The sequence below is a fragment of the Nocardioides fonticola genome, from assembly GCF_039536805.1.
Taxonomy (GTDB): domain Bacteria; phylum Actinomycetota; class Actinomycetes; order Propionibacteriales; family Nocardioidaceae; genus Nocardioides; species Nocardioides fonticola.
In genome coordinates this window covers 138,148-164,217 of the sequence record NZ_BAAAZH010000003.1, presented here as the reverse complement: position 1 = coordinate 164,217, position 26,070 = coordinate 138,148, and the positions used below count along the sequence as shown (strand labels likewise).

Sequence of the window (26,070 nt, the reverse complement as noted above, 5' to 3'; positions counted from 1 at the left end):
CGGCGTTCGAGATCGACCCGGACGGCGCACCGCCACCCGGACCCACGATCGAGGCGTACGTCGGCGAGGCACCACCCGACCCCGAGATCACACCGCCCTTCTCGACCACGATCTCCGGCTTCGAGCCGCTGTTGGAGTCCGGCACCACCAGCTGACCCGACGGCAACCGCAGCGTCGCGCCGTCCTTCACCGTCACCGTGCCCAAGCCGTTGGTCGGGTCCCCAATCGCCGATGCACCAGCACCACCGACGACCGAGACCGTCGCCCGACCCGACACGACCAGATCCGCACCACCGTTCGTGATGCCGGGCAGACCCGACGTCCCCGACGCATCAACCGTGAGCACACCCGGCGGCGTCGGAGCGGTCGAGGAATCCGTGACCTCCAACGTCGTCCCCGGCTTCAGCACCACATCACGCACCGACACCGAGTGACCGTTCAGATCGAGCACGATGTTGCAGTTGCTCACCAACTCGCTCGAGGACAGGTCCAGATCGGCCGTGACCGTGACCGGCAGCGGCGGGTCGACCGCCGTGCACCCGGCCAGCAGACCCACGAGATCGGCAACCGTGCTCACCGAGCTCAACGGCGTCCACTGTGCGTAGAGGGTCTGCGCGGTGGCGGTACCCGGCGCGTTCGCCAGCAGCTGCGTGAGGTCCGTCGACGCCGTCACCGTCGAGCCGGTGCCGTCCGCCTTCGTGTTCCACCCTGCGAACGTGAACCCGGGTCGCGACGGCGACGTCGGGAACACCCGGCCCCCGTTGGTGACTGTGTCCGCGAACACCGTCACCGACCCCGGCGCCGTGCCGGCCGCACCGTTCAGGTCGAACGACAACGCGTAGTTCCGCCTCGTCACCGGCACCAGCACGTTCGCCGACGGCAGCGTGATCACGCCGCTGTTGCTGATCTGACCCGTCGTGGCAGAACCCCCGCGGATCGTCGCGTAGGTGGACGCACCGTTCGTGTCCGGCACCGAACCCGCCACCAGGCCACCAGCGTCGACCACGAACTCAGACGCGCCGGAGAAGGTGTCCGGGATGCGCACCTCACCGGACGGCACCCGCAGCACACCACCAGACCTGATGGTCACCAGACCGAACCCCGTGGCGGCCACACCGTTGTCGGAGGATCCCCCACCGACCGCGCTGAACGGCGCGGACGCCGTCACCGTGCCGGAGATCGTCACCACACCACCGGCACCGTAGGCGCCCCCACCGATGCCCGCCGGCCCCGGGAACTGCACCCCGGTGCCGGTCGCCGTCACCGTGGTGCCCGCACCGATCGTGATCGTGCCGGCATTGCCCGCCTCACCGGACCCGATTCCCGCGGCACCAGCACCACCGGTCGCCGTCACCACCGCACTGCCCTGGATCAGGATCGCCTGCGTCTGGTTGGTCTCCTTGCGGCTTCCGATACCGGCTGCCCCGACACTGCCCGTGGCCGTCACCTCGGCGCGGTCCTTGATCGTCACCGCACCACCGATACCGGCATTGCTGTTGCCCGCCGTGCCATCGCCGGTCGCGACCACCGTCGCGTCACCGCCGATCAGCACCGAGCCGTTCGACCCCGGCCCCGGACCGATCGCCGGCAACGACCCGTCCCCGGTCGCCCTCACCCGCGCCGTGCCGTCGATCGTCACCGAACCACCGGCGACCTGAAGGCCATGTGCGACCGTGAACAGACCAGCAGCAGCCTTGTCGACCGTGCTGTCGGTGATCCGCAACCTCGCGTTCGTCGGCACCGTGACCGCCCCCACGCTCAGGCTGTGGCCAGCCAGATCGATCGTCAGATCACACGACACGAACAGACGCGCAGTCGTCGTCATGTCCACCGGCAACGTCAACGTTGTCGCCGAGGTGCACCCACCCGCGATGCCGATCAGATCCTCGACCGTGGTGGCCGAGGACTTGATCTGCCACTTCGCGTACAACGTCTGAGACGTCGCCGCGCCCGCAGCATCCGCCAGCACGGTCGTCAGATCCGTCGCACCGGTCACCGTCGTGCCGGTTCCGTTGGCCTTCGTGTTCCAGCCGGCGAACGTGAACCCCGGCCGCACCGGGTCGGCCGGGAAGTCCCGACCACCGTTGACCACGGTGTCCGCGAACACCGTCGTCGAGGACGGCGGCGAACCCGCCGCACCGTTGAGGTCGAAGGAGATTGCGTAGTTCCGCTTGGTCACCGGCACGCCCACGTTCACCGCGGGCATCAGGATCCGACCACTGTTCTGGATCTGACCCGCACCCGAGATCGTCGCGTACGTCGGCAACGGGGCATCTGAACCCGTGATCAGGCCGCCCGACTCCACCGTGATCTCCGGACCCGAGGAGTTCGAATCCGGGATCACCAACGGACCCGACGGCAACCGCAGCACACCACCCGACTTCACGACGACCGAACCGAACAAGACGCCGCTCTGTCGGTTTGTGCCCAGAGCCGAGGCCGTTCCTGATGCGACGAGGGTTCCTGAGACCGTGAGGGAGCCACCCGAGGTGTCCGGAATGTCATTCACATCGATCCCGCCGACGCCGACCAGCCCCGAGGCCGCGACGACGGCTTGATCGGCGATCACGACACTGCCGCCATTGCCGTAGACGCCAGCTCCGATGCCAGCTGCGGAGGCCCCGATTGCCGTCAGACGTGCTCGATCGCGGACGACAAGGGTCACCGAAGGTACAAGGAACCCGCTATCCGCGGATCCGCCTCCGATGCCAGCGCCCAGGCGAGCACCACGGGCGTCAACGACGGCGTCGCCCTCGATCGTCACCGTCCCACCTGACCTTGCTGAACCACCAGCTCCGATTCCTGCAGCACCGTTGCCGCCGAAGGCACTCACGACCGCATGGTCACCGATCACGACCGTGCCGCCGGCACCCCGAAAGCCGCCACCGATCCCTGCACCGGTGTCGTTGGGCCCGAGTGCGCCACGGGCGACCACGGACGCCGTGCCGGAAGCGCGGAATGTCGCCGCGGTGGTTTGGATGGCTGCTGCTGCAAGGTTCGTGACGATGGAGGCATCCGCCGTGAACGTCCCCGCGACGCCCTGGCTCGACACCGGCGTCGAGTCGGTGATCTCGAAGGTCTTCCCCGCCCCGATCACGACGTTGCGGACCTTCACGTCGTTCCCGTGCAGGTCGAGCACCGCGTTGCAGTTCACCGACAACTCCGACGACGCCGCCGAGATGGGCGCTGTCACCGTCACCGTCAACGGCGGATCCGTGGCCGAGCAACCACCCAGCACACCCGCGAGATCGTCGAACGTGCCGACCGATGACAGAACCCGCCACTGCGCGTACAGCGTCTGGGACGTCGCCGCACCCGCAGCATCCGCCAGCACCGCCGTCAGGTCGGTCGCACCGGTCACCGTCGTGCCGGTTCCGTTGGCCTTCGTGTTCCAGCCGGCGAACGTGAACCCCGGCCGCACCGGATCGGCCGGGAAGTCCCGACCACCGTTGGTGACCGTGTCCGCGAACACCGTCGTCGAGGACGGCTGCGAGCCCGCCGCACCGTCGAGGTCGAAGGAGATGGCGTAGTTCCGCTTCGTCACCGGCACGCCCACGTTCAACGCGGGCATCAGGATCCGACCACCGTTCTGGATCTGCCCCGCACCCGAGATCGTCGCGTACGTCGGCAACGGGGCATCCGAACCCGTGATCAGACCACCGGGCTCCACCGTGATCTCCGGACCCGAGGAGTTCGAATCCGGGATCACCAACGGACCCGACGGCAGCCGCAGCACGCCGCCGCTCTTCACCACGACCGAGCCGAACAGCTCGCCGGAATGCGTCCCCAGAGCCGAGAACGTACCCGAGGCGACGAGCGTGCCAGCCACCGTGACAGACCCTCCCGACTCAGCACCCAACGACACCCCACCGACCCCGACCACACCCGTGGCGACCGCTACGGCCCGATCACCGATCGTGACGGTCCCGCCGCTGCCGAAGTAGCCGGCGCCGATCCCGGCTCCCCCATCGCCGACAGCAGTCACGCGGGAGTCGCCTCGTACGGTAAGCGTCACGGAAGGGGCATCCACACCCACGTCAGCGAAGCCACCTCCGATACCGGCGGCCCCGCCCAGTCCGTGAGCATCGACGACCGCATGTCCCTGGATCGTCACCTCGCCCCCCGACCGTGCGTATGAGCCGGCACCGATACCGGCGGCTCCACGGCCACCGAAGGCACTCACGACGGAATAGTCGCTGATGACGACCGAACCACCTGCGCCCTGGAAGTCCCCGCCGATGCCTGCGCCTCTGAAACCCGAACCATCAGTGCCGCGTGCGACGACCTTCGCGGTTCCGGAGACCCGGAACGTCGCGCCTGTTGTCCGGATCCCGGCAAAGAAAGTGCTCGAGTTGCTCCCATCCGCCGTGAAGGTCCCCGCGACAACCTGGCTCGATACCGGCGTCGAGTCGGTGACCTCGAAGGTCTTCCCCGCTCCGATCACCACGTTGCGGACCGCTACGTCGTTCCCGTGCAGATCGAGCACCACGTTGCAGTTCACCACCATCTCGGAGGACTTTGCCGTGATCGGTGCCGCAACGGTGATCCTGAGCGGGGGTTCGGTGTCGGAACATCCTCTCAACACTCCCGCGAGGTCGGCGGCGGTGCTGACCGACGTCAGCGGCAACCAGATGGCGTAGAGCGTCTGCTCGGTCGGGGCCCCGGGGGCGTCTGGGAGGATCGTGGTGAGGTCGGTCGTCTTGGAGATCGTGGCTCCCGAACCGTCAGCCTTGGTGTTCCATCCTCCGAAGGCGAAGCCGGCCCGTGCGAACGGCTCCGGGAGGAAGGCACTCGCAGCCGACACGGTGTCGGCGAGGACGAGGGTGGTCAGGAACGGAGCCTGACCGGCGTCCAGCACCAGCGAGAACCGGTAGTTCCGATGTTGGACGGGCACACTCACCGAGGCCGAACCCAGCGAGATCGCACCATCGTTCAGGATCTGGCCGGTCGTCGTTCCTCCGAGGATCGACCTGGTGACCGCCACGAACCCACCCTTCTCGATGATCAGCTCGGGCCCGTTCGGATCGGACTCCGTCACGAAGAGAGGGGCGGGCCCGTTGACGCGTCCGCCCGTCGCGATCGTCACCGTCCCGAATCGACGAGAGGCGACCCCGTCGGGGCCCAGACCGACACCGAGCGCGGTGTAGAAGCTCTGAAGGGTCACGGTGCCGGCGATCGTGACGGTGCCGCCGTCGGCGTCGGCACCCGCTCCGATCGTCGCGCCGGTCGACCTGCTCCCCGCCACCGGTCCGAGGCCGACTGCGTAGACCGTCGTGCCCGTACCGATGCGGACGACGCCACCGCCGACGTTCTTCCCGCCCCCGATCGCCGCTGCCCCGGTCCCCCCGGTCGCGTCGACGTTGGCGTTGTCGGAGATGGTGACGTCTCCGGCCCACGTACCGTCGCGTCCGGTACCGATGGCAGCACCGCCTGTCCCCCCGAAGCTGCCCATCGCGGTGACCCGGGCCGTACCACCGATCGTGATGGGAGCCGTCGCCTGGCCGTCACCGCCGCCGATGGCCGCACCCGTCCCGGTGGAGGTGGCGTTCACGACGGCGCTCCCCCGGATGGTCACGGAGGCACCGCCGATCGCCGGGCCGGTGCCCCGGCTCGTCGCCGCTACGGTGGCGGCGCCGTCGATCGTGATGGACGCGCCCGGCTCGTTGGCGATGTTGCCGAGGCCCGCGCCGTTCTGACCGAACGGAGCGTCCGAGATCACATGAGCCCGACCGGTGATCACGAGATCAGTCCCGGGGAGGGCGACCCCTCCGAGATTGAGCAAGCCGTTCTGCTGGCCGTTCGGCGTGGTGTCGGTGATGGTGAGTGTTCCCGAGCGGACGGTGATGCCGCCGAGCAGCACGCTGCGGCCGGCGATGTCGATCGTGAGGTCGCAATCAACGAAGAGACGCCCGGTGGCGTTGAAGGAAGCATCGAGGCGCACCGTGGTCGGCGAGGTGCACGAGTCCGCGACGACCGCCAGATCGTCGAAGGTCGTCACGCTGGTCATCAGGGACCACTGGGCGTACAGCGTCCGGGACGTCGGCGCGCCGGTCGAGTCCGGGAGCAGTTGGGTCAGATCGGTCGAGCGGTCGACCGTCGTCCCGGACCCGTCGGCCTGGGTGTTCCAGCCGGTGAGCGCGTAGCCGGGACGCGTCGGCGTTGGCAGCGTCCGGTTGCCGTTGGCCAGGGTGTCGGCGAACACCGTCACCGAGGACGGCGACACCGACCCGCCGTTCGCGTTCAGGTCGAGTCGGTAGTCGTGCCCCGCGACCGGCGCCAGCACCTTCGCCGTCGGCAGATCGATGACGCCGTCGTTCTGGACCACTCCATTCCCGACGATGCCCCCGTAGGTCGGCGAGGGGCCGCCCGACCCGGTGATCAGCCCACCCTTCTCGACGACCAGCTGACTCCCGTAGCCGTTCGGGAACACGATGTTCGCGGCCGGGACCCGCAACACCCCACCCGTCTTGATGGTGATCGCGCCCGATCCGAGCTGAGGATCGCCGCTGAACGTTCCCATCCCGACGGCCGAGTACTCGCTGATGGCCGTCACCGTGCCGGCGATCGTGGTGGACCCGTTGGTGGAGTAGGACGTGTTCGCACCGCCGCCGATGGCCGCGGGGAAGTCGCCACTCGAGGATGAGCCTGCCGTGGCCGTCACGGTCGTGCCGGCCCCGATGACGATCGTGCCGCCGAAGAACCCCGAGCGACCAGTGCCGATCCCGGCCGCTCCCACTCCGCCGACAGCGGTCACCACGGCACGGTCCTTGATCACCACGGGACCGGTCCAGAGGCTGGGGTTCCAGCCGCTCCCGATGCCTGCCGCGAGGAGGCCGCCAGTGGCGGTCACGGTGGCGTCCCCACCGATCGTGATCGCCGGCGAGAAGGCAGCCCTGGCGGCGCCGATCGCCGCACCGCTGCCGGCGCTCGTGGCGTCGACCACGGAATGGCCCTGGATCGTGATCGGACCCCCACCGATACCCTGACCGTTCTGCGTGCCGTCGGCGTCGACGACCGCATCGCCCTCCACCGTGATGGCCACCGCCGGGGTCGTCGAGAGCGCACCGATCGCGGGATAGCCATCCGTACCGGTCGCCTTGACATGGGACCGTCCTGTGAGCGTGATCGAGGCACCATCGGCACGGATACCCCGCGCGAGCGTCGCCGTCCCGGCCGCGCCCGAGGTCGTCGCATCGGTCAGGGTGAACGACAGACCCGTACCGACCGTGATCAGGTCGGCGCCGAGGTTGTGGCCGCTCAGATCCAGGGTCAGGTCGCAGTTGATGCTCAACGTGCCTGATCCCGACACATCGTTCGACAGCACCACCGTCGTCGCACCCGTGCACGTCGAGGTCGTCTGCTGCAGGCTCGCGAAGGTCGTAGCAGGGACCGTCGCCGCCACCACCGGCTGCGTCGGCGAGACACCCCACGCAACGGCCAGGACCAAGCCACCCATCAGCGGACGACGCCACCGCGACGCTCTACCGGCACGCACGGAGGGTCGGTTCGAACGGGGGGCAGACCGCATGGGACGGGTCCTTCACTGCTGGGCAACCGGGGAGGGCGGGGCGACCCAGGACCACCGATCCTGAGCCAGCAGCGCAGTGAAACACGCGTTCTCCGGCCACCGGGGCGCGATCAGCCCCGGTCTATACCGGAAACCGGTCCAGATTGCGCCCCCGTTGCGCTGCCGACCGCTGTGGTGGCGGTCGGCGTCCGTCTCGCCGGGCTTCGAGGCCCTCGCCCAGGGGCTCGGGCACCTCAGCCACCGGATGGGCTCGGTGGCTGAGGTGTGGGCGGAGCCTCGAAGCCCCGGCACCCGAACGCCCTCCGGTACCGGACGGCGTCCGTCTCACCGGGCTTCGAGGCCCTCGCCCCGGGGCTCGGGCACCTCAGCCACCGGGAGGTTCTCCCACCCGGTGGCTGAGGTGCGGGCGGAGCCGCGAGGACCCGCACCCGAGACGCGACCGGGCTCAGCCCTCCAGCGGCTCGATCAGGTCGTGCGCGGCCTTGAACGCCTCGAAGACGGCGCGGACGTCGTCGCGGGTGCTGGACGCCGTGAGGGCCAGGGCGTCGGCCTTCGCCTCGTCGACCGAGGTCTGGGCGGTGGCGAGGTCGGCGAGCGCATCGGCGTCCCCGGCGTTGGCGGTGACGAGGTCGGCGATGGTGGCGGTGAGCTCGTCGGCCTTCTCCACGGCCTTGACCGCGAGCTTGTAGGTGCCGACCCGGAAGCCGGCCAGAGTCGACTTCACGATGGCGAGGTCGTCGGTGGTCGTGGCGGCCGCGACGGTGGCGGCGAGGCCGTCGAGCACCGCGTGGTCGGCGGTGGCGTTCGCGGTGATGGCAGCGGCGTCGTCGGCACCGAGGTCGGCCAGCGCGTCGGCGTCCGTCAGGTCGTCGAGGCAGGTGCCGAGCGCGGTGATCGCCGCGGTGAGGCGGGCCTGCTGGGTGGCGAGGTCGGCGGTCGAGCCGCCGTGGCCGCCCTTGCCGCCGCCGCGACCGCCATCGCGACCGTCGACGACCGCATGGCCGCCCTTGATACCGCAACCGATGGCGGCGCCGCCGCCCGGTCCGTGGCCGCCGCCGTGGCCACCGGGCCCGCCGTGGCCGCCGTGGGCCGAGGCGGCCCCGGTCGCTCCTGCCGTCACGAGGCAGGCGGCCGCGGCGGTGACGCCGAGGCGCGTGAGGATGCTGTTCATGTGGGTCTCCCTCCCCAGGGTGAACATGGACGCCGCCAGTGTGGGGCCACCGAACGGGACAGATGCCCCGAATCGAGAAGCCTGTAGGAAGCCTGTGGGAGGGTGCCGCCATGGCGATCGATCCCACCGGTGCCGACCTCAAGCGCTTCCTCTCCGAGGACGACGACGGGCCGGTCGTGATGCTCAACCTGCTGCGGTTCGCCCCCGGCGGCCGCGAGACCTACCTGCGCTACGCCGAGGCGATGGTCGAGACCTTCCTGCCGCGGTACGGCGCCGAGGTCGTCTACGCGGGCGACGGCGGCACCGCGATGGTGGCCGAGCAGGGCCAGCAGTGGGACGCCGTCCTGCTGGTGCGCTACCCCTCGCGGGCCGCGTTCAGCCGCATGGTGGCCGACCCCGAGTACCACGAGATCTCGGCGCTGCGCACCGAGGCGCTGGCCGAGGCCGTGCTCCAGCCGACGACCGCGTGGGCGTGAGCCTCAGCGCTCCACGCTGATCGGCGCCAGCGAGTTGCCCGCGGCGATCGACCCGCAGCTCGACGGCGCCGCGACGCCGGCGAACCGCTGGAGCAGCCAGCCGTACGCCTCGGGCAGCCAGAGCGCCACCGTGGTGAAGTGCGAGAGCGGGTACTGCCGGTACTGGAGCGTCACGCCGCGGTCGCAGTAACGCCGCGCGAGGCTGCGCACATCGCCGGCGACCATGACGCCGTCGCCCTTGCCGATGCCGGGGCCGCCCGCGGCGGTGCCTTCGAGCTCCCCGCCGGTGCCCTGGCCGATGAACATCGGGGACGTCGGGGTGCCGCCGGTGCTCATGATCAGCTGGTTGGCGATGCGCACGTACACCGGCACCGACTCCGGCGTCGGGTACCGCTTCTTGGCGATGTCGGTCCAGGTGAGTCCGGGGTAGAAGCCGAGCACCTGCGAGATCGGGGCGTTCTGCAGCTTCTTCATGATCGCCCGGCCGCGTGCGTTGACGTACGGCGACAGGTCGAGGTCGTAGGCGCGCGCGATGCCGACCAGCGCCATCGGCGCGACCCCGGCCCACACCTGCGAGCCGCTGATGTAGTGCAGGTTGGTCGAGGGCTTCACCAGGACGCCGCCGATCGCCGTCCCGACGATGCGCCGGGCGATGGCCGGTGCCCGCTCGGCGACCAGCTCGGCCGCCCACTCGCTGGCGATCGCACCGCCGGAGTAGCCGAGCAGCCCGATCTTCGCCGAGGTGCCGACGCCGGTGGCGTCGCTGCGCGAGATGGCGCGCAGCGAGTCGATGGTGGTGACGCCGTACTCGGGTCCGGCGGCGAAGTCGGCCTGCTGGCCCTGGGTGTCGGGGATGTTGATCGTGAAGCCGGCCAGCAGGGCCGGGGCGAAGATGAGGGTCTCGACGTTCACGTTGCCGGCGCCGAGTCCCTGCCCGCCGGCGATGACGGTCGAGGGCTGGTCGGCGGGGTTCAACGAGTCGTAGAACGACTGGTAGGAGAGCACCTTCGGCTCGCCCAGCGGCACCAGCGGCTTCACGACCGTGGTCGCGTTGACGACCGGGCGGCCGAGCGCGTCCTCGGTGCGGTAGAGCAGCTGCGTCGCGGTGATCGGCAGCGGGAGCCCCTGGATCGAGTAGGGCACCGTGCGGGTGTTCAGCACCGTGCCGGGCGCGAGGTCGGCCAGCGGCGTCGAGCCCGTGTAGTCGTAGAAGGGGTCGTCGAGCCCACCGGCCCGTGCCTGCACCGGCGCCGCCGGGACGGCGAGCAGCGCCGCCACCGCGGCCAGCGCCGCGAGGACGCCGACGACGCCACCGCGTCGGGAGCGGCCGGACGGACGGATCGGGGAGGGCACGCGCATGGAACGCATTCTGCGCCTCTCCTACGCTCGGGCCGTGAGCGATGCACCTGATGAGACCGCCGGGCAGCCGGGCGGGCGCAGCCTGCTGGGACGGATGGCGGGCTCGGTCACCGGCCGGCTCGTCGACGCCGTGGACGACGTGGTGCTCGACAACGTCGACCTCGACGCCGTCCTCGAGCGCATCGACGTCGACCGGCTGCTCGACCGCATCGACGTGAACCGCGTGCTCGACCGCGTCGACACCACCCGCCTGCTCGACCGCGTGGACGTCGACCGGCTGCTCGACCAGGTCGACGTCGACCGGCTGCTGGCGCGCGTCGACGTCGAGGCGTTCCTCGCGGGTGTCGACCTCGAGGCGATCGTGCGGCGCTCCGGCGTGCCCGACATCGTCGCGGAGAGCACCGGACGGGTCGCCGGATCGGCCCTCGACGTCGCCCGGCGCCAACTGGTCGGGCTCGACGTGCTCGTCGACAAGGTGGTCGACCGCGGTGTCGACCAGATCTTCACGCGCGTGCTGCGTCGTCCGCCGATGCCGCGACGCAACGGGCCGCCGCTGCTGGAGGTCGACGGCCCGGTCGAGACCGACGGTCCGCGCCGCAACGTCACGGGCCACTACGCCGGCACGTTGAGCCGAGCCGCGGCCGTGGCCCTCGACATCACGGCGGTCATCACCAGTTACACCATCGGCTACGCCGGACTCGACAAGCTGACCCAGGCCCTGCTCAACCGCCAGCTCAGCGGCGACTACGCGGCGCCCTTCGCCGCCACGGTGCTGGTGCTGTGGGGCTTCTTCTACGTCTTCGGCAGTCTCGCGATCGCCGGGCGCACCCTCGGCAAGACCGTGGTGGGGCTGCGCGTCACCGACCGCACCGGCCGCACCCTCGGCGTCGGCCAGGCGGCCGTGCGTACCCTCGCCCTGCCCTTCAGCGTGCTGACCCTCGGAGCCGGATTCGCGATCGCGATCGTGCAACGCGACAACCGCGCCCTGCACGACCTCATCGCCCGCACCAGCGTCGTCTACGACTGGGGCGAGCGCTCGGTGCAGCTGCCCGGACCCCTCTCCGACTTCATCGCCCGCAGCGAGGCGCGGCTCGACGCCGGGCGAAAGCCGCTGGCCTAGACCCGGCCTCCCAGGGAAGGGTGGCGTCCATGGGAGGACACGCGATCGAGGTGGAGGGCCTCGCAGTCGCCTACGGAGAGGTGCGCGCCGTCGACGGCGTCGACCTCACCGTCGGCGAGGGCGAGTTCATGGGCATCCTGGGCCCGAACGGGGCCGGGAAGACCACGCTGCTGGAGACCGTCGAGGGGCTGAGGCGTCCCGACGCCGGCAGCGTCCGGGTGCTCGGCGAACCGGTGTGGCCACGCAATCCGCGGCTGCTGCCGCGCATCGGGGTGCAGCTCCAGGCGTCGTCCTTCTTCGAGCGGCTCACCGCGCGCGAGCAACTGGGGGTCTTCGCCGCCCTGTACGGCGTCCCGACAGCGCGGGTCGACGACTGGCTCGAGCGGGTCGGTCTCATCGAGAAGGCGGGCAGCCGTGTCGAGGACCTCTCCGGCGGCCAGGCGCAGCGGCTCTCCATCGCCTGCGCCCTCGTGCACGAACCCGAGCTGGTGTTCCTCGACGAGCCCACCTCCGCCCTCGATCCGCAGGCGCGGCGCAACCTGTGGGACCTCCTGCGCGGCATCCACACCGAAGGCCGCACCGTGGTGCTGACGACGCACTCCATGGAGGAGGCGGAGACGCTGTGCCAGCGGGTGGCGATCATGGACGCCGGCCGCGTACTGGTCGCCGACACCCCCGCCGCGCTGGTGCGCGAGCTCGACGCCCCCACCCGGATCGTCGTGGCGGGCAGCGACGTGCCCCATGACCATCTCCCGGCGCACGAGTGGCCGGGGGTCGACGCCATCGAGCACGAGCACGACGCCACCGTCGTCGTCACCCGCGACCCCGCGACCGTGGTGGCCCGCCTCGCCGCGGTCGACCGCCTCGACGGCGTCCGCGTCCATACCGGCACTCTCGAGGACGTCTTCCTCGCCCGCACCGGTCGGGCCTACCGCGCATGAGCACCACGACCTCGCCGCTGCTGGCGCTCTCCCGGGCGATCCTGAGGGGCTTCTCCCGCGACCGCACCTCGGTGTTCTTCGCGATCGTCTTCCCGCTGATGTTCCTGGTGCTCTTCGGTGGTCTGTTGGGCGACCGCGACACCCCCAAGCTGGACGCCGTCCAGGTCGGCGCGGTGCCGCCGATCGACGACGCGGGCCCGCAGCTGCGGGAGTCGCTCGATCAGTCCTTCGAGATCACCCGCTCCGACGACCTCGCGGCCGCGCTGAAGCAGGTGCGCGAAGGCAAGGCCGACATCGCCCTGGAGATGCGCGGCGACACCCTCGTGCTGCACTACAGCAACGTCGACGCCGTGACCGCCGGGGTCGCCCAGGGCACGCTGCGCTCCTTCGTGGATGCCGCGAACCTGGCGGCCAGCGGAGCGCCGTCCCGCTTCCAGCTCCAGGTCGACGCGGTGGAGGACGACTCGCTCTCCTCCATCCAGTACTACACCCCGGGCCTGCTCGGCTGGGGCGTGGCGACCAGTGCCGCGATCGGCGCCGCCGCCACGCTGCAGGGCTGGCGACAGTCCAAGCTGCTGCGCCGCCTGCAACTCGCCCCGGTCTCCACCCGCACCGTCGTCGCGGCGCGGGTGCTCGTGACGCTGGTGATCTCGTTGGTGCAGATGGCGATCTTCCTCGGCGTCGCGATGGCGTTCTTCGGCCTGCGCCTGGACGGCGCCTGGTGGTCCAGCGTCCCGCTGCTGCTGGTCGGCACCCTGTCCTTCATGGCGATGGGCCTGCTCTCGGGTGCGGTGGCCAAGACCACCGAGGGGGCGGTCAACATGGCGAACTTCCTCGTGCTGCCGATGTCGATGCTCAGCGGCTCCTTCTTTCCCCTGGACGGCGCTCCGCGCTGGCTCGACGTCGTCTCACAGTGCCTGCCGCTGCGCCATCTCAACGAGGGGATGCTCGACGTGCTGGTGCGCGGAGACGGGCCGTCGGCGGTCGTCGTCCCGGCGCTGATCCTGCTCGGGTTCACCGTCGTCCTCACCCTGGTCGCGGCCCGGCTCTTCCGGTGGGACACCGCCTGATCGAGCCCTGCGTCGCAAGGAAATCTCAAACACGGCCCGGGAGGGTGTGCTCGCCCACTCCCACCCCTCCGAGAGGAACACCCGTGTCGAAGTCCCTACGCACCCCCGCCTTCTGGATCGCCCTCATGGCACTGCTCGTCGCCACCAGCGGCACCGCGTACGCCGCGATGGTGGTGACGACGAAGGAGGTGAAGGACCGCTCCCTGCTCGGCAAGGACCTCAAGAAGAACACCGTCACCGGCGTCGAGGTCGACGAGAACAGCCTCCAGGTCGGCAACCTCAACGGCGCCACCATCGTGAAGATCAGCTACCAGAAGCCCCCGATCAACCCGGCCGGCGGCAGCACCGTGCTCGACTTCGACGGCCTCAACCTGCGTGCGCAGTGCGGCGCCGACAACATCATCACCCTCACCGCGACCACCGTCAGCGACGACGCCGAGCTGACCTGGATCGCCCAGGACGCCGACGGCAACCCGCAGAACACCTCGAACTTCTACGACACCTTCACCGCCGGCACCGGCGAGCGGAAGCTGTTCTTCGGCGACCCCGGCGACCAGGTCGCCCAGCTGCGCTACAGCAGCGCGGACGGCGTCACCATCACCGCCGACCTCACCGCGGAGGACAGCCTCGACGGCACCACCTGCATCCTGCGCGGCTGGGCGATCGGCGACTACGCCGCCGGCTGAGCTGCCGGCTGAGCCGCCCGCTCAGCCGTAGCGCCGTCCCATCTCATCCCGTTCGTGCCGGGGCCCGCTTGCCGGGCCCCGGCACAATGGCGGTTGTGACCGAGATGCCCCGCAACGCCGCGCGTCGCACCGCCAAGCTCGCCGCGCTGCCCGTGGCGTTCGCCGGGCGCAACGCGATCGGTCTGGGCAAACGGCTGGGCGGCAAGCCCGCCGAGGCCGTGATGTCGGAGATCCAGCAGCGCACCGCCGAGCAGGTCTTCCGCACCCTGGGCGAGCTCAAGGGCGGGGCGATGAAGTTCGGCCAGGCGCTCTCGGTGCTCGAGGCGGCGCTGCCCGAGGAGATGGCCGCCCCGTACCGCGAGCAGCTCACCAAGCTCCAGGACTCCGCGCCGCCGATGCCCACGGCCGTCGTCCGCGATCAGCTGGCCGCCGAACTCGGCGCCGACTGGGCGCAGCGGCTCACCTGGCTCGACGGCGGCCCGACCGCCGCGGCGTCCATCGGGCAGGTGCACAAGGGCACCTGGTACGACGGCCGTGAGGTCGCGGTCAAGGTGCAGTACCCCGGCGCGGCCGACGCCCTGCAGGCCGATCTCAAGCAGCTCGGCCGGCTCGGCAAGACCATCGCGCCGCTCATCCCGGGCATCGACGTCAAGCCGCTCATCGAGGAGCTGCAGACCCGCGCCGTCGAGGAGCTCGACTACCGCCTCGAGGCCGACGCGCAGCGCGGCTTCGCCACCGCCTACGAGGGCGACCCCGGCATCGTGGTGCCGCACGTGGTCGACGGCGGCGAGAAGGTGCTGATCACCGAGTGGCTGGAGAGCACCTCCTCCTTGGCCAAGGTGATCGCCGAGGGCACCGAGGCCGAACGCGACCACTACGGCGCGCTGTTCGCCCGCTTCCTCTTCACCGGCCCCGCGATCACCGGGATGCTCCACTCCGACCCGCACCCCGGCAACTTCCGCATCATTCCCGGCCCCGACGGCGGCCTGGGCCGCCTCGGGGTGCTCGACTACGGTGCCGTCGCCCGGCTCGACGGCGGGTGGCCGCAGGCACTGGGCCGGCTGCTGCGCAAGGCCGCCGACCAGGACGCCGAGGGCCTGGTCGCCACCCTGCGCGCCGAGGGCTTCATCAAGGACCGCACCACCGTCGACGCCGACCTCGTGCTCGACTACCTGGCGCCCTTCGTCGAGCCCGCGCGCACCGAGGAGTTCCAGTTCTCCCGCGAGTGGATGCGCGCCACGTTCGCCAAGATCAACAACCCCCGCGACCCCGCCTACACCGTCGCGCTCAAGCTGAACCTGCCGCCGTCCTACCTGCTCATCCACCGCACCTGGCTCGGCGGCCTGGGCATGCTCAGCCAGCTGGAGACCAAGGCGCCGTTCCGCGCGATGCTCGCCGAGCACCTGCCGGGATTCGCCGACTGAGGCCTGAGGTCAGAGGAAGAAGCCCCGCAGCCCCACGGCCAGCAGAGCAAGACCGCAGAGCGCGACCAGCAGGTTGACCACCCGCGAGACCCGGTCGATCGGGATGCGCGCGACCACCAGCAGGGCGGCGCCCGCCGTCGCGCTGACCGCGGAGCCCATCGTGACCGCCAGCAGCATCGTCGGGTAGAGCAGCATCAGCACCACGAGTCCCAGCAGGAGCGTGATGCCGTCGTGCACCTCGGTGGCGCGCGGTGCGCGGGTGTCGGCCATGGCGGGCTCCTCGAGATCGGCTGGGCGGCTGCGTCGAGGCTAGTGCGGCCGACGATCCGCGGCACGCTGGTCTGGGCCGCTGGGGTCGGGCGGGTGGCCGCCGAGACTTACGCCGGTGACGAGCTGCCGCGCTCAGCTCACCCCTCGCCGAGCTCCAGGTACATCACGTGCAGCCCGACCCGGCCATGCGCGCGCGAGCGGTAGGCGCCGGGCACCGTGCCGATGATCTCGAAGCCCAACGAGCGCCACAGCGCCACGGCGGTCGTGTTGGTCTCCACGACGGCGTTGAACTGGATCCCGGCGTAGCCCTGCTCGCGGTGCCAGGCGATCACGTGCTCGGCCAACCGTCGTCCGACGCCGCGACCCCGCGCCTGGTCGGAGACCATGAAGGACGCCGTCCCGACGTGGTCGCCGCGGCCGGGACGGTTGGGTCCCATCTTGGCCGAGCCGAGCACGACGCCGTCCTCCTCGAGCACCACGGTGCGCGCGGGCGGCGCCTCCAGCCACAGGGCGGCCGCCTGCTCGGAGGTGATGTCCTCGGGGTAGGCGTAGGTCTCCCCCGCCGCCACGATGGCGGAGAAGAAGGGCCAGATGCGGGGCCAGTCGTCGCGGGTGGCCTCTCGGATCACAGGTCGGTCCTTCCGTCGATCGATTCGCGCACGAGGTCGGCATGACCAGCGTGCCGCGCGTACTCCTCGATGAGGTGCAGCAGGATCCAGCGCAGACTCACAGTGCGGCCGTGTCGGGAGCGCTCGGCCGGGCGGTCCAGGTCGCCGCCGGTCGCGGCCAGCACGTCGTCGAGGATCGCCTCCGACGCCGCGATCGCTCCGTCGTGGAGCGCGAGCAACTCGGCTGGCCCGCGGCCCGCCGCCAGCTCCCAGTCGCGGTCGGGGTCGGCCCGCCAGTCGATCTCCGCCCACATCGGCGCGTAAGGGCGCCCCAGCAGCACGTGGGAGAACCAGTGGTCCTCCACGAACGCCAGGTGGCTCAGGAGCCCACCCAGCGTGATCGAGGACGGCGGCAGCGCCGTGGCCAGGTGGACGGCGTCCAGGTCGGCGCACTGGCGGCGCACGGTCGCCCGCTGCTCGTCGAGGAAGGCCCGCAGCAGGGTGATCTCGTCACCGGACGGCGGGATCACGGCAGCAGCCCTGTCGACGGATCGCGGTCGGTGACGCAGTATGCGCGGCCGACCGGATCGGCCAGTACGGTCCAGCGGGCGTGCTCGGCGACCACCTGCGCGCCGAGCGACCCGTGCCGCGCGACCTCAGCCGCACGGTCGTCGGTGGCGAGGTCGAGGTGGGCGCGGACGACGTCGCCCGACCCGATGTCCTGCAGCAGGATCCGCAGCGGCAGAGCGGGATCACGCCGCAGCGGACGGAACGTCGACGCCGTCGCCGAGGCCACCACGTCGAGCTCGAGAGCCCGCGACCAGAAGGCGGTCTCGGCGTCCAACAGCACCGAGGGGACGTCGAGGCAGACCTGGTCGACCAGACTGCGATGCCCGTCCGGCCACACGACCGGCGAGGTGCGCACGCGGCACGGATGGGTGACCAGGCAGAAGGTCATGCCGCCCGGCGAGCGCATGATGATGTGGCCGAGGTCGGCCACCTCCACCGCACCGAGCCCGGCCAGCCGGTCGGCGCCTGCCCGCACATCGTCGACGTGCAGGTCGAGATGCACCCCGCGCGGCCCGTCGGCCAGACGCTGCACCCGCAGGTGGTCGTCGCCGTCGGCCGGCACGAGGGTGGCGAACTCGCCGTCGTCCCCGCGACGGGTCGACAGGGAGGTGCCGGTGACCGCGGCCCAGAACGCCTCGGACGCCTCGCCCTCCCCGGGCGCCTGGTCGAGGAACGCAGAGATCCAGAAGGGTTTGCGAGCCTCCGTCACCGGGTCGCCCCCGCTGACGCGGTGGCGCCGGCGACGCACCCATGCGCTCGCTCGCTCACCGATCCACCCACCCCTCACCGACCACGACCGGGACGGCGCGCCCAGCGGTGAGCTCCGCCAGGACGGCGGCCCACCGCTCGCCGTCGTCGGGGGCGCAGCCGAAGAGCAACCTCACCCGGGCACCGTAGGCGACGTCGAGCACCTCGGCATCCCGGTTTCGGAGCTCGCTCTCGATGCGGCCCGCCTCGGTGTGGTCGAGGTCGACGGCCCAGTGCGCGAGCAGCTCGCGGCGCCGGGTGCCGGCTGCCTCGACGGCCGCGCGGACGGCGTCCCCGTAGGCGCGCACGAGTCCGCCCGCACCGAGCAGGGTGCCTCCGAACCAGCGGGTGACCACCACCGCGATGTCGGAGAGGTCGTGCCCGCGCAGCACCTCCAGCATCGGCGCCCCCGCGGTGCCGGCCGGCTCGCCGTCGTCGCTGGAGCGTTCGACGGCGTGCGGCGGCGGGCCGAGCACGAAGGCCGAGCAGTGGTGGCGGGCATCCCAGTGCTCGCGGCGCTTCTGCTCGACGAGCGCCCGCGCGGCGCCCTCGTCGGCGGCCCGCACGAGGGTGGCGAGGAAGCGCGAGCGCTTCACCTCGATCTCGGCCTCGGCATCGCGGGCGGGCACCAGGTAGGAGCTCACCACAGCCCCACCAGTCCCCCGCCGATACGCACGACGAAGCCGACGACGACCACGACGAAGAACGCGCGCACGAACGAGGAACCGCGCGCCACCGCCGTCCGCGCGCCGAGGTAGGAGCCGGTGAGGTTGGCCGCGCCGAGCACCAGCCCGGTCTGCCACAGCACGACGCCCTGTGGCAGGAAGACCAGGAACGCCGCGAGGTTGGTGGCCCAGTTCGCCAGGCGGGCCTGGGCCGAGCCCTCGAGGAAGCCGTAGCCGAGCACGCCCACCAGACCGATCACCAGGAAGCTGCCGGTGCCGGGGCCGAGCGCGCCGTCGTAGAACCCGATCACCGCACCGAGCAGGGCCGCGACCGTCCGGTGGCGTGCCGGGGCGAAGCGCAGCGCCGTCCGCTCCCCCAGCTGCGGACGGAACAGGACGACGCCGCCGACCACCACGAGCGCCACCAGCACCACCGGGTCGAAGGCCGAGCGGGGGATGTGCGAGGCCACCAGCGCACCCAGTGCCGAACCGGCGAAGGCCGCGATCATCAGCGGCACGAACGCGCGTGGATCGGGCCGCACCCGCCGGAAGTAGGTGAGCGAGCTGACGCTGGTGCCGCACACCGAGCCGAGCTTGTTGGTGGCCAGCAGCTGCGCCGGGCTCGCGCCGGGCAGGGCCAGCAGCAGCGCCGGCAGCTGGATGAGCCCCCCGCCGCCGACCACCGAGTCGACGAACCCCGCCGTCAGCGCGGCGAGCGCCAGCAGGGCGAGCACGGTGAGACTCGGGTCGTCCATCGGGTGCCACCCTAGGGGCCCGCCTACGCTGGCGATCGTGCGGATCGTCTCCCTGCTCCCCTCCACCACCGAGATCCTCTTCGCCCTCGGCGCCGGGGACGACGTCGTCGGGGTCACCTTCGAGTGCGACACCCCTGCCGAGGCGCGCGAGCGCCGCATCGTCTCCTCGACCGCGCTGCCCGAGGGTCTCGACCCGGCCGGCATCGACGCCTTCGTCAGCGCAGCCGTCGCCGCCGGCGAGGACCTCTACCGGCTCGACGCCGGCGCGCTGGCCGATCTGGACGCCGACCTCGTCGTCACCCAGGACCTCTGCGCCGTCTGCGCGCTCGACGTCGCCACCGTCGAGGACGCCCTGACCCACCTCGGCTGCCGCGCCGAGGTGCTGACCGTCGACCCGCATACGCTCGCCGAGGTGTGGGGCTCGATCCTCGCGATCGGCGCCGCCACCGGCCGTGACGCCGCCGCCCGCGCCCTCGTCGCCGACCTCGAGCGCCGGGTCGACGCCGTCCGCTCGGCGACGGCCGCGCGCCTGGCCGCAAGCGGACGGCGTCCGCGGGTCGCCGTGCTGGAGTGGACCGACCCGCCGTACGCGCCGGGCCACTGGATCCCCGAGATCGTCGAGCTCGCCGGCGGCGAGTGCGTGCTCGGCACGGCCGGGCAGAAGTCGGTGCGCATCACCTGGGAGCAGCTGCACGCAGCCGACCCCGACCTGATCGTCGTCGCCCCCTGCGGCTACGACCGAGCGGGTGCCCAGGCCCAGGCCGACGCCCTGCAGACAGCCGGACTGCTGCCGCCCGGCGTCGTCGTCCACGCCGTCGACGCCGACGCCCACTGGGCACGGCCCGGGCCGCGGTTGATGGAGGGGTTGGAGGAGCTGGCCGAGGTGCTCGCCGGTCAGCCGATGAAGCGCAGGTAGTTCCACTCCGATGGGGTCGTGTCATTGTCCGCATCGCGCTTGAGGATCACCTTCTGGCGGAAGCGCTCACCGGCGAGCGACGGCTCGCCGCGCCCGACCAGATCGATGGCGCTCCCTCGCCCCAGGCGGATGCACCGCGAGTACTGGGTTCCGGTCCATCGACCGGACGCGAAGATCTCGGTGACGAGCGTGAGGCAGTCCCCGGTGTGGTCCGGCGTCGCCCGCACCACCAGGTGGTAGTCGTCGGTCGATCGATAGACCGCATAGGCCCCGTCGGTGGAACGTGCGCCGCGGTAGCGGGCGGTGAGCTTGGCCCCCACCATGACCTCCACGGGCTTGGTGACAGCAGCATCGTGGGTCGCATCGCCGGCATAGGACGCCGTCAGCTCCGTCGATCGCGTCAGCCTCACATCGACGACGGCATGACCGTCGTCATCGGTCGTCGCGCCGCCGACCTGGACCTGGCGGCCGTCCATCATGGCGAAGATCCGGACCGGGGCGCCGGCGCCGACCCCTCCGAGGTCGACCGACACGGTGATCGGCGAGCGGTATCCGACCCGCTTCGGGCCGACCTTGGCCGTAAGGTCGGTGGCGAGCTTCGGCTCGATGACCCGCAGTCGATACGTGACCGGGTCGTCGCCTGCCTTGAGGATCTGGAAGATCCGGTCGTCACTGATCGCGAGGTCCGCCACGGTGAACGGCCGATGCCGAATCGTCAACCATGGCTTCGTGCCAGCCGGTCGGTAGAGCCGGAGGGCGCCGTAGCCCAGGAAGGCCCTGCCTCCCGACGGCGCTATCGCGACCACGCCGCCATCATGGCGGGCGTCGACGGACCCGATCAGACTTCCGGACGTCAGGTCGTAACGGTATCCGCCGGCAGAGATCGCCTGATCGCCATCGGGCGTCGCCACCAGCGCCCACGAGCGCTGCCCGTCGCTCGCGCCGACATCTGTACTCGTCAGCTCCACCAGTGTCGGAACGCTCGACGTGTTGCGGACCTGACCGATGACGAAGCGGTAGCGCCGGGTGTCGACAAAGGCGAAGGTGCCCTCGTGATCGGGCACCGGGACCCAGTCGAAGAGTGCATCGGAGAAGTCCACGTATCCGGGTTCCTCGGTCTGTGCCATCCCGACTTCAGCGGCGGTTCCGTCGGCCATGACCCTGTAGAGCCGGGTGCCGGCGCTACATGCCTGACGGAGCCAGATCACGGATTGGACGAGCACTTGAGCAACTCCGAAATCCTCCTCCCCCGTACATTCGACGCCGGTGACCGGCACCGTCGTCATCGGAGGCTGGCGGCGTCGATGCGCACCAAGGTCGCGGTCGCATTGGCGTACCCCCAGACAGTGGCACCGTCGGGCGAGAGCGTGAGGCGGTTGGCCGCGCTGTCGATCAGCGCGACGCGTCGTCCGTCACGGTCGTAGACCACGACACCAGCGGGCCCCTGCGCGACGAACAGCCGACCTGCAGCCTCATCCCATACGGCATCCTGGTAGCCCGCGAGCGGCTGGTCGGAGACGATCTCCCGACCTTCGGCAGGCCCGGTGGCGACGCCGGGCACGACCGCGAGCGAGAGCAGGGCAGCGGCCACGCAGGCCAGGCGACGACGCATCCGAGATCCTTCACATCCGACATCCAGAGCCCTCGGAGCTTAAGGATCCGATGTCACATGCGCATGTCGGGAGCGCACCGGGCTGGACCGCACCGCCCTGCTGTAACGCGCGGTTACGGGAACTGGGAGGCCCTCAGGAGGGGTGGGAAGTCGCCCTAACTCCGCGTTACAGCAACGCGGGGCCGACCTCAGCCGACCCAGAAACCACGCCCACCACCGAACAGGTCGCCGAACCCGCCGAAGCCCCCGCCGCCGTAACCGCCACCCCCGCCGGGGCCGCGCGAGCCGAGGTAGGAGCCGACGACGGCGGCACCGAGGTCGTCGAGCTCGGGGGCGACCACGCGGCCGTCGACGCGACGGGCCATGGAGTCGATGAACCGGGCGAGACCCGGGTCCTCACCCAGCCGGAAGAACGTGGTCTGGGCGCCCAGGCGCATCGCGTTGTCGAGCTCGCGCACGGCGTAGGCGATGGTCAGCGGGTGCGGCGGGTAGCTGAAGTACACCTCGCCGCTGGACTCCAGGTGCGAGGTCGGCTCGCCGTCGGTGACGATCAGCAGCACCGGCTGAGCGTTGGGGTGCTTGCGGAAGTGCCGGTTGGCCAGCAGCAGGCCGTGATGCAGGTTGGTGCCCTTGTCCCAGCGGGCATCCAGCGCGGTGAGCTGCTCGATGTCCATCACCTCGGCGTGCCGGCCGAAGCCGATGAGCTGGAGGTGGTCGCCGCGGAAGCGGGAGCGGATGAGCGTGTGCAGCGCCAGCGCCGTGCGCTTCATCGGCACCCAGCGCCCGTCCATCGCCATCGAGAACGAGGTGTCGACCAGCAGCGCCACCGCGGCCTGGGTGCGCGCCTCGGTCTCCTGCACCTCGACGTCGTCGATCGTCAGGCGGACGCCGCCGGTGGTCGAGCGCCCCTCGGACGCCGTCCGCAGCACCGCGTTCGTGACGGTGCGGGTGACGTCCCACGGCTCGGTGTCGCCGAACGCCCACGGTCGGGTGGCGCCCGAGCGCTCGCCGGCCGCGCCGGCCTTGTTCATGTCGCGGTTGCCCTGGCGGCCCGACATGCGCTCGGCGACGTCGCGCAGCAGCGCCTTGCCGAGCTGGCGCATCGCCTTCGGCGTGAGCCGCAGCTGCCCGTCGGTGCCGCGCTTGAGGGTGCCGCTCTCGCGCAGCGCCTTCTCCAGCTCCTGGAGCGTGCGGGCGTCGACGGCGGCGTCCTCGCCGAGCTGCCGGGCGAGCTTGTCGAGGTCGAGGTCGTCCATGCGCGCCCCGCCGTAGCTCTGCGAGAGCTGCTCGGAGAGCTGGTCGAGCTCGGCGAGGTCCTGCAGGACGCCGGTGCCGTCGCCGAGACCGAGGCCCTCCTCGCCGTCGAAGCGCTGGGAGCCGGTCCAGTCCTCACCGGGCCGCAGCGACTGGAGATTGGCGTCGAGCTGGGCCAGCGACTCCATCAGCTGCGGGGAGCCGAACGCCTGCTGGGAGAGCGCCATGAGCTCGGCCCGCTGCTCGGCGGTCATCGAGTTCATCATCCGCTGGGCAGCGGCCGACCGCTGGGCGAGGGCGTCGATGAGCTCGTCGACGTTGCGGGGGTTCTCGGGGAAGAACCCGCCGTGCTTGTCCATGAACTGCTCGAAGTCCTCGGGCGTGTCCTCGCCGCGGCGGTGCTTCTCCAAGAGCTCATTGAGGTCAGAGAGCATCTCGTTGATCGCGGCGCGATCCTCATCGGTGGCGTTCTCCAGCGCCTGCTTCATGCCCTGGAACCGCTGGTCGAGCATCTCGCGGCCGAGGAGGTCCTTGATCTGCTCGTAGGCCTCGCGGGCCTCGCGGCTCTGCCAGTCGTAGGACGACAGCTCGCTGACCGCCGCCGCCGGCGAGGACGGCAGGTTCTCCAGCCGCATCTCGCGGAAGGCGCGGTCGGCGTCGTCCATCATCGCGTCGCGGGCCAACTGCTTGCGCTCCTCGAGCACCGCCTTCTCCAGCAGCTCGCGCACCTCCTGGAGGGTGCCGTCGAGGTTGTGCTTCTGGAGCAGTTCGCGGCGCTTCTCCGCGATCTGCCGGGCGAGGTCGTCGAGGCCGCGCTGGTCGCGCCCGCCGCGGCGCAGGAACTCCCGCATCGCCCGCTCGGGGCTATACCCGGCCATGACGTCCTCGCCGATGGCCTCCAGGGCCTCGGCGAGGTCGACCGGCGGGGCGAGCGGGTCGCCGCCGGAGTAGCGGGCATAGCGCGAGCGGGTCTGCTTGGACGTATGCCGGTTCGCCATCAGTGGTCCCTCTTCATCCAGATCAGGTCGGGAAACCGCTCCTGCGGCTCGCGGTGGCTCGTCTCGAAGCCGAGCGCCTTGTAGAAGGCGTGGGCGCGGTCGTTGCCGTCGACGTGCTCGAGCCACAGCGCCTCACCGGCCGGCACCTGCTCGAGGGCGGCCTCGAGCAGACGGCGTCCGATGCTGCGGCCCTGGGCATCGGGGTGCACGTAGAGCTTCCACATCACCCACCGGTCGTCCGACCGGCCGAGGTTGGCCACACCGACGATCCGGTCGTCCAGCTCGGCCACGCCGTGCCACAGCTGCGCCAGTGAGACGCGCATGCGGTCGACGTCCCACCAGGTCTCGAGGGTGTGGACGGCGAAATCCGGGTCGATCGGATCGTAGGTCGCCGGGACGACGGCCTCGGCCAGCACGCGCAGTGCGGGGGCGTCGTCGGGGCTGCCACGCCTGATCAGCACCCGATCAGCCATAGACGGTCTCCGCGCCGTCGGAGTCCTTGCCGATCTTGCGGGCCAGGTAGAGGCCCTCCAGCGCCAGCTCGATCGCAGCGGCCGACTCGCCGTCGCTCTTCGCCGCGAACCGGTCGCAGATCTGGTCGTAGAGGTCGGATTCGCCCAGCCGCGGCAGGCCGGCCAGGAAGTCGCGGGCGGTGACCTGCTCACCCGTCGTGACCATCTGGCCGTTCTCGATCGCCTCCACCAGCAGCGCGAAGTCGATGCCGCGGAAGTGCGCGCGCACCGTCTCCGCGGTCGCGGTGCGCAGCAGATGGGTGAGGATCTCGGTCTCGCGACCCTCCTCGCCCGACTCGAACTCGATCTTGCCGCCGAGCACGTCGACGGCGGTCTCGAGGTCGACGACGCGGGCCACGGCGGCGTCCTCGCCCTGCACGGTCGCGCGGTGCAGGGCCGCTGCCGCGATGGTCTCCGCGCCCGCGATCGCGAAGCGGGCGCTGACGCCCGAGCGCTGGTCGACGGCGGAGGACTCGCGCAGGTTGCGGGTGAAGCGGGCCAGGATCTCGATGATCGCGTCGGGCACCTCGGCGACCAGCTCGGCCTCCTGGCGGATGACCGCGACCTCGGCGTCCAGCTCGACCGGGTAGTGGGTGCGGATCTCGGCGCCGAAGCGGTCCTTGAGCGGGGTGATGATGCGGCCGCGGTTGGTGTAGTCCTCGGGGTTGGCGCTGGCCACCACCAGGACGTCGAGGGGCAGCCGCAGCACGTAGCCGCGGATCTGGATGTCGCGCTCCTCCATCACGTTGAGCATCGCCACCTGGATGCGCTCGGCGAGGTCGGGCAGCTCGTTGATGGCCACGATGCCGCGGTGGCTGCGCGGGATGAGCCCGAAGTGGATGGTCTCGGGGTCGCCGAGGCTGCGTCCCTCGGCCACCTTCATCGGGTCGACGTCGCCGATGAGATCGGCCACCGAGGTGTCGGGGGTGGCGAGCTTCTCGGAGTAGCGCTCGTCGCGGTGGCGCCAGGCGACCGGCAGCTCATCGCCGAGCTCGGCGGCCCGGCGACGGCTCTCGACGGTGATGGGGTCGAAGGGGTGCTCGCCGAGCTCGGAGCCGTCGATGACCGGCGTCCACTCGTCGAGCAGGCCGATCATCGTGCGCAGCAGGCGGGTCTTGCCCTGACCGCGCTCGCCCAGCAGGACGACGTCGTGGCCGGCGAGCAGGGCGCGCTCGAGCTGCGGGATGACGGTGTTCTCCAGACCGTGCAGGCCCGGCCACGGGTCGCGGCCCTCGCGCAGGGCGGCGAGGAGGTTGTCGCGGATCTCGACGCGCAGCGGCTTGTGCTCGTAGCCGGCGGCCCGCAGCTCGCCGACCGTGGTGATGGCCGGGGCGGAGGTGGAGGACGGGGAGGAGGACGTCGCGGTGCTCACCCCATCACGCTAGCGC

21 protein-coding genes are annotated in these 26,070 nt (G+C 71.2%); 7 read left to right on the top strand and 14 right to left on the bottom strand.

Annotation, left to right across the window (positions count from 1 at the left end):
* Together ABD671_RS02750 and ABD671_RS02745 are read right to left on the bottom strand one after the other, a co-directional pair.
* Nucleotides 1-7,447 (bottom strand): InlB B-repeat-containing protein (locus tag ABD671_RS02750; RefSeq protein ID WP_344731679.1); only part of this gene is annotated, 7,447 nt, incomplete at its 3' end.
* A 526-nt stretch (nucleotides 7,448-7,973) separates the two neighbouring features.
* Nucleotides 7,974-8,699 (bottom strand): hypothetical protein, encoded by a 726-nt coding sequence (locus ABD671_RS02745; RefSeq protein WP_344731678.1) that lies wholly within the window; start codon nucleotides 8,697-8,699, stop codon nucleotides 7,974-7,976.
* A 110-nt stretch (nucleotides 8,700-8,809) separates the two neighbouring features.
* Between ABD671_RS02745 and ABD671_RS02740 the strand changes: the two genes are divergently transcribed.
* Nucleotides 8,810-9,175, top strand: coding sequence for a DUF1330 domain-containing protein (locus ABD671_RS02740; RefSeq protein WP_344731677.1), 366 nt, complete (start codon nucleotides 8,810-8,812; stop codon nucleotides 9,173-9,175).
* Between the two features lie 3 nt (nucleotides 9,176-9,178).
* On the opposite strand, the gene ABD671_RS02735 is transcribed toward ABD671_RS02740, so the two are convergent.
* Complete coding sequence (locus ABD671_RS02735; RefSeq protein ID WP_344731676.1) at nucleotides 9,179-10,534, bottom strand: lipase family protein; 1,356 nt, start codon at nucleotides 10,532-10,534, stop codon at nucleotides 9,179-9,181.
* Between the two features lie 34 nt (nucleotides 10,535-10,568).
* Between ABD671_RS02735 and ABD671_RS02730 the strand changes: the two genes are divergently transcribed.
* The 5 genes from ABD671_RS02730 to ABD671_RS02710 all read left to right on the top strand — a co-directional run bounded on the left by ABD671_RS02730 (nucleotide 10,569) and on the right by ABD671_RS02710 (nucleotide 15,775).
* Complete coding sequence (locus ABD671_RS02730; RefSeq protein ID WP_344731675.1) at nucleotides 10,569-11,654, top strand: RDD family protein; 1,086 nt, start codon at nucleotides 10,569-10,571, stop codon at nucleotides 11,652-11,654.
* 29 nt (nucleotides 11,655-11,683) lie between these two features.
* Nucleotides 11,684-12,595: an ABC transporter ATP-binding protein gene (locus ABD671_RS02725; protein ID WP_344731674.1), complete on the top strand. Its 912-nt coding sequence runs from the start codon at nucleotides 11,684-11,686 to the stop codon at nucleotides 12,593-12,595.
* Complete coding sequence (locus ABD671_RS02720; RefSeq protein WP_344731673.1) at nucleotides 12,592-13,665, top strand: ABC transporter permease; 1,074 nt, start codon at nucleotides 12,592-12,594, stop codon at nucleotides 13,663-13,665. The genes ABD671_RS02725 and ABD671_RS02720 overlap by 4 nt, the downstream gene beginning before the upstream one ends.
* Nucleotides 13,666-13,748: 83 nt before the next feature.
* On the top strand, nucleotides 13,749-14,351 hold the full coding sequence (locus ABD671_RS02715) for a hypothetical protein (protein ID WP_344731672.1): 603 nt from the start codon (nucleotides 13,749-13,751) through the stop codon (nucleotides 14,349-14,351).
* A gap of 86 nt (nucleotides 14,352-14,437) precedes the next feature.
* The gene (locus ABD671_RS02710) at nucleotides 14,438-15,775 is read left to right on the top strand and encodes an ABC1 kinase family protein (RefSeq protein ID WP_344731671.1); all 1,338 of its coding nucleotides are present in this window, start codon (nucleotides 14,438-14,440) and stop codon (nucleotides 15,773-15,775) included.
* A 9-nt stretch (nucleotides 15,776-15,784) separates the two neighbouring features.
* Here the strand turns inward: ABD671_RS02710 and ABD671_RS02705 are convergent, their stop codons facing one another.
* The 6 genes from ABD671_RS02705 to ABD671_RS02680 all read right to left on the bottom strand — a co-directional run bounded on the left by ABD671_RS02705 (nucleotide 15,785) and on the right by ABD671_RS02680 (nucleotide 19,390).
* On the bottom strand, nucleotides 15,785-16,045 hold the full coding sequence (locus ABD671_RS02705; RefSeq protein WP_344731669.1) for a hypothetical protein: 261 nt from the start codon (nucleotides 16,043-16,045) through the stop codon (nucleotides 15,785-15,787).
* 137 nt (nucleotides 16,046-16,182) lie between these two features.
* Nucleotides 16,183-16,674: a GNAT family N-acetyltransferase gene (locus ABD671_RS02700; RefSeq protein ID WP_344731668.1), complete on the bottom strand. Its 492-nt coding sequence runs from the start codon at nucleotides 16,672-16,674 to the stop codon at nucleotides 16,183-16,185.
* Entirely contained in the window at nucleotides 16,671-17,183 is a 513-nt protein-coding gene (locus tag ABD671_RS02695; protein ID WP_344731667.1) for a DinB family protein, read from the bottom strand. The genes ABD671_RS02700 and ABD671_RS02695 overlap by 4 nt, the downstream gene beginning before the upstream one ends.
* Nucleotides 17,180-17,932: a VOC family protein gene (locus ABD671_RS02690; RefSeq protein WP_344731666.1), complete on the bottom strand. Its 753-nt coding sequence runs from the start codon at nucleotides 17,930-17,932 to the stop codon at nucleotides 17,180-17,182. The genes ABD671_RS02695 and ABD671_RS02690 overlap by 4 nt, the downstream gene beginning before the upstream one ends.
* A gap of 55 nt (nucleotides 17,933-17,987) precedes the next feature.
* The gene (locus ABD671_RS02685; RefSeq protein WP_344731665.1) at nucleotides 17,988-18,614 is read right to left on the bottom strand and encodes a YigZ family protein; all 627 of its coding nucleotides are present in this window, start codon (nucleotides 18,612-18,614) and stop codon (nucleotides 17,988-17,990) included.
* Nucleotides 18,611-19,390 carry a sulfite exporter TauE/SafE family protein gene (locus ABD671_RS02680; RefSeq protein ID WP_344731664.1) on the bottom strand — a complete coding sequence of 260 codons (780 nt, stop codon included), beginning with the start codon at nucleotides 19,388-19,390 and terminating at the stop codon, nucleotides 18,611-18,613. Before ABD671_RS02680 ends, ABD671_RS02685 begins: the two co-directional genes overlap by 4 nt.
* A gap of 37 nt (nucleotides 19,391-19,427) precedes the next feature.
* On the opposite strand from ABD671_RS02680, the gene ABD671_RS02675 reads away from it, so the two are divergent.
* Nucleotides 19,428-20,306, top strand: a complete 879-nt coding sequence (locus ABD671_RS02675; RefSeq protein WP_344731663.1) for a cobalamin-binding protein — start codon at nucleotides 19,428-19,430, stop codon at nucleotides 20,304-20,306.
* Here the strand turns inward: ABD671_RS02675 and ABD671_RS02670 are convergent.
* The 5 genes from ABD671_RS02670 to ABD671_RS02650 form a co-directional block, all read right to left on the bottom strand.
* Nucleotides 20,285-21,592 (bottom strand): WD40 repeat domain-containing protein, encoded by a 1,308-nt coding sequence (locus tag ABD671_RS02670; protein WP_344731662.1) that lies wholly within the window; start codon nucleotides 21,590-21,592, stop codon nucleotides 20,285-20,287. The two genes, ABD671_RS02675 and ABD671_RS02670, sit on opposite strands and share 22 nt — an antisense overlap.
* Entirely contained in the window at nucleotides 21,589-21,897 is a 309-nt protein-coding gene (locus ABD671_RS02665; protein ID WP_344731661.1) for a hypothetical protein, read from the bottom strand. The genes ABD671_RS02670 and ABD671_RS02665 overlap by 4 nt, the downstream gene beginning before the upstream one ends.
* A 209-nt stretch (nucleotides 21,898-22,106) precedes the next feature.
* Nucleotides 22,107-24,170, bottom strand: a complete 2,064-nt coding sequence (locus ABD671_RS02660; protein WP_344731660.1) for a VWA domain-containing protein — start codon at nucleotides 24,168-24,170, stop codon at nucleotides 22,107-22,109.
* Nucleotides 24,170-24,631: a GNAT family N-acetyltransferase gene (locus tag ABD671_RS02655; protein WP_344731659.1), complete on the bottom strand. Its 462-nt coding sequence runs from the start codon at nucleotides 24,629-24,631 to the stop codon at nucleotides 24,170-24,172. Before ABD671_RS02655 ends, ABD671_RS02660 begins: the two co-directional genes overlap by 1 nt.
* 4 nt (nucleotides 24,632-24,635) lie before the next feature.
* The gene (locus ABD671_RS02650; RefSeq protein WP_344731658.1) at nucleotides 24,636-26,054 is read right to left on the bottom strand and encodes a magnesium chelatase ATPase subunit I; all 1,419 of its coding nucleotides are present in this window, start codon (nucleotides 26,052-26,054) and stop codon (nucleotides 24,636-24,638) included.
* Between the last annotated feature and the right edge of the window lie 16 nt (nucleotides 26,055-26,070).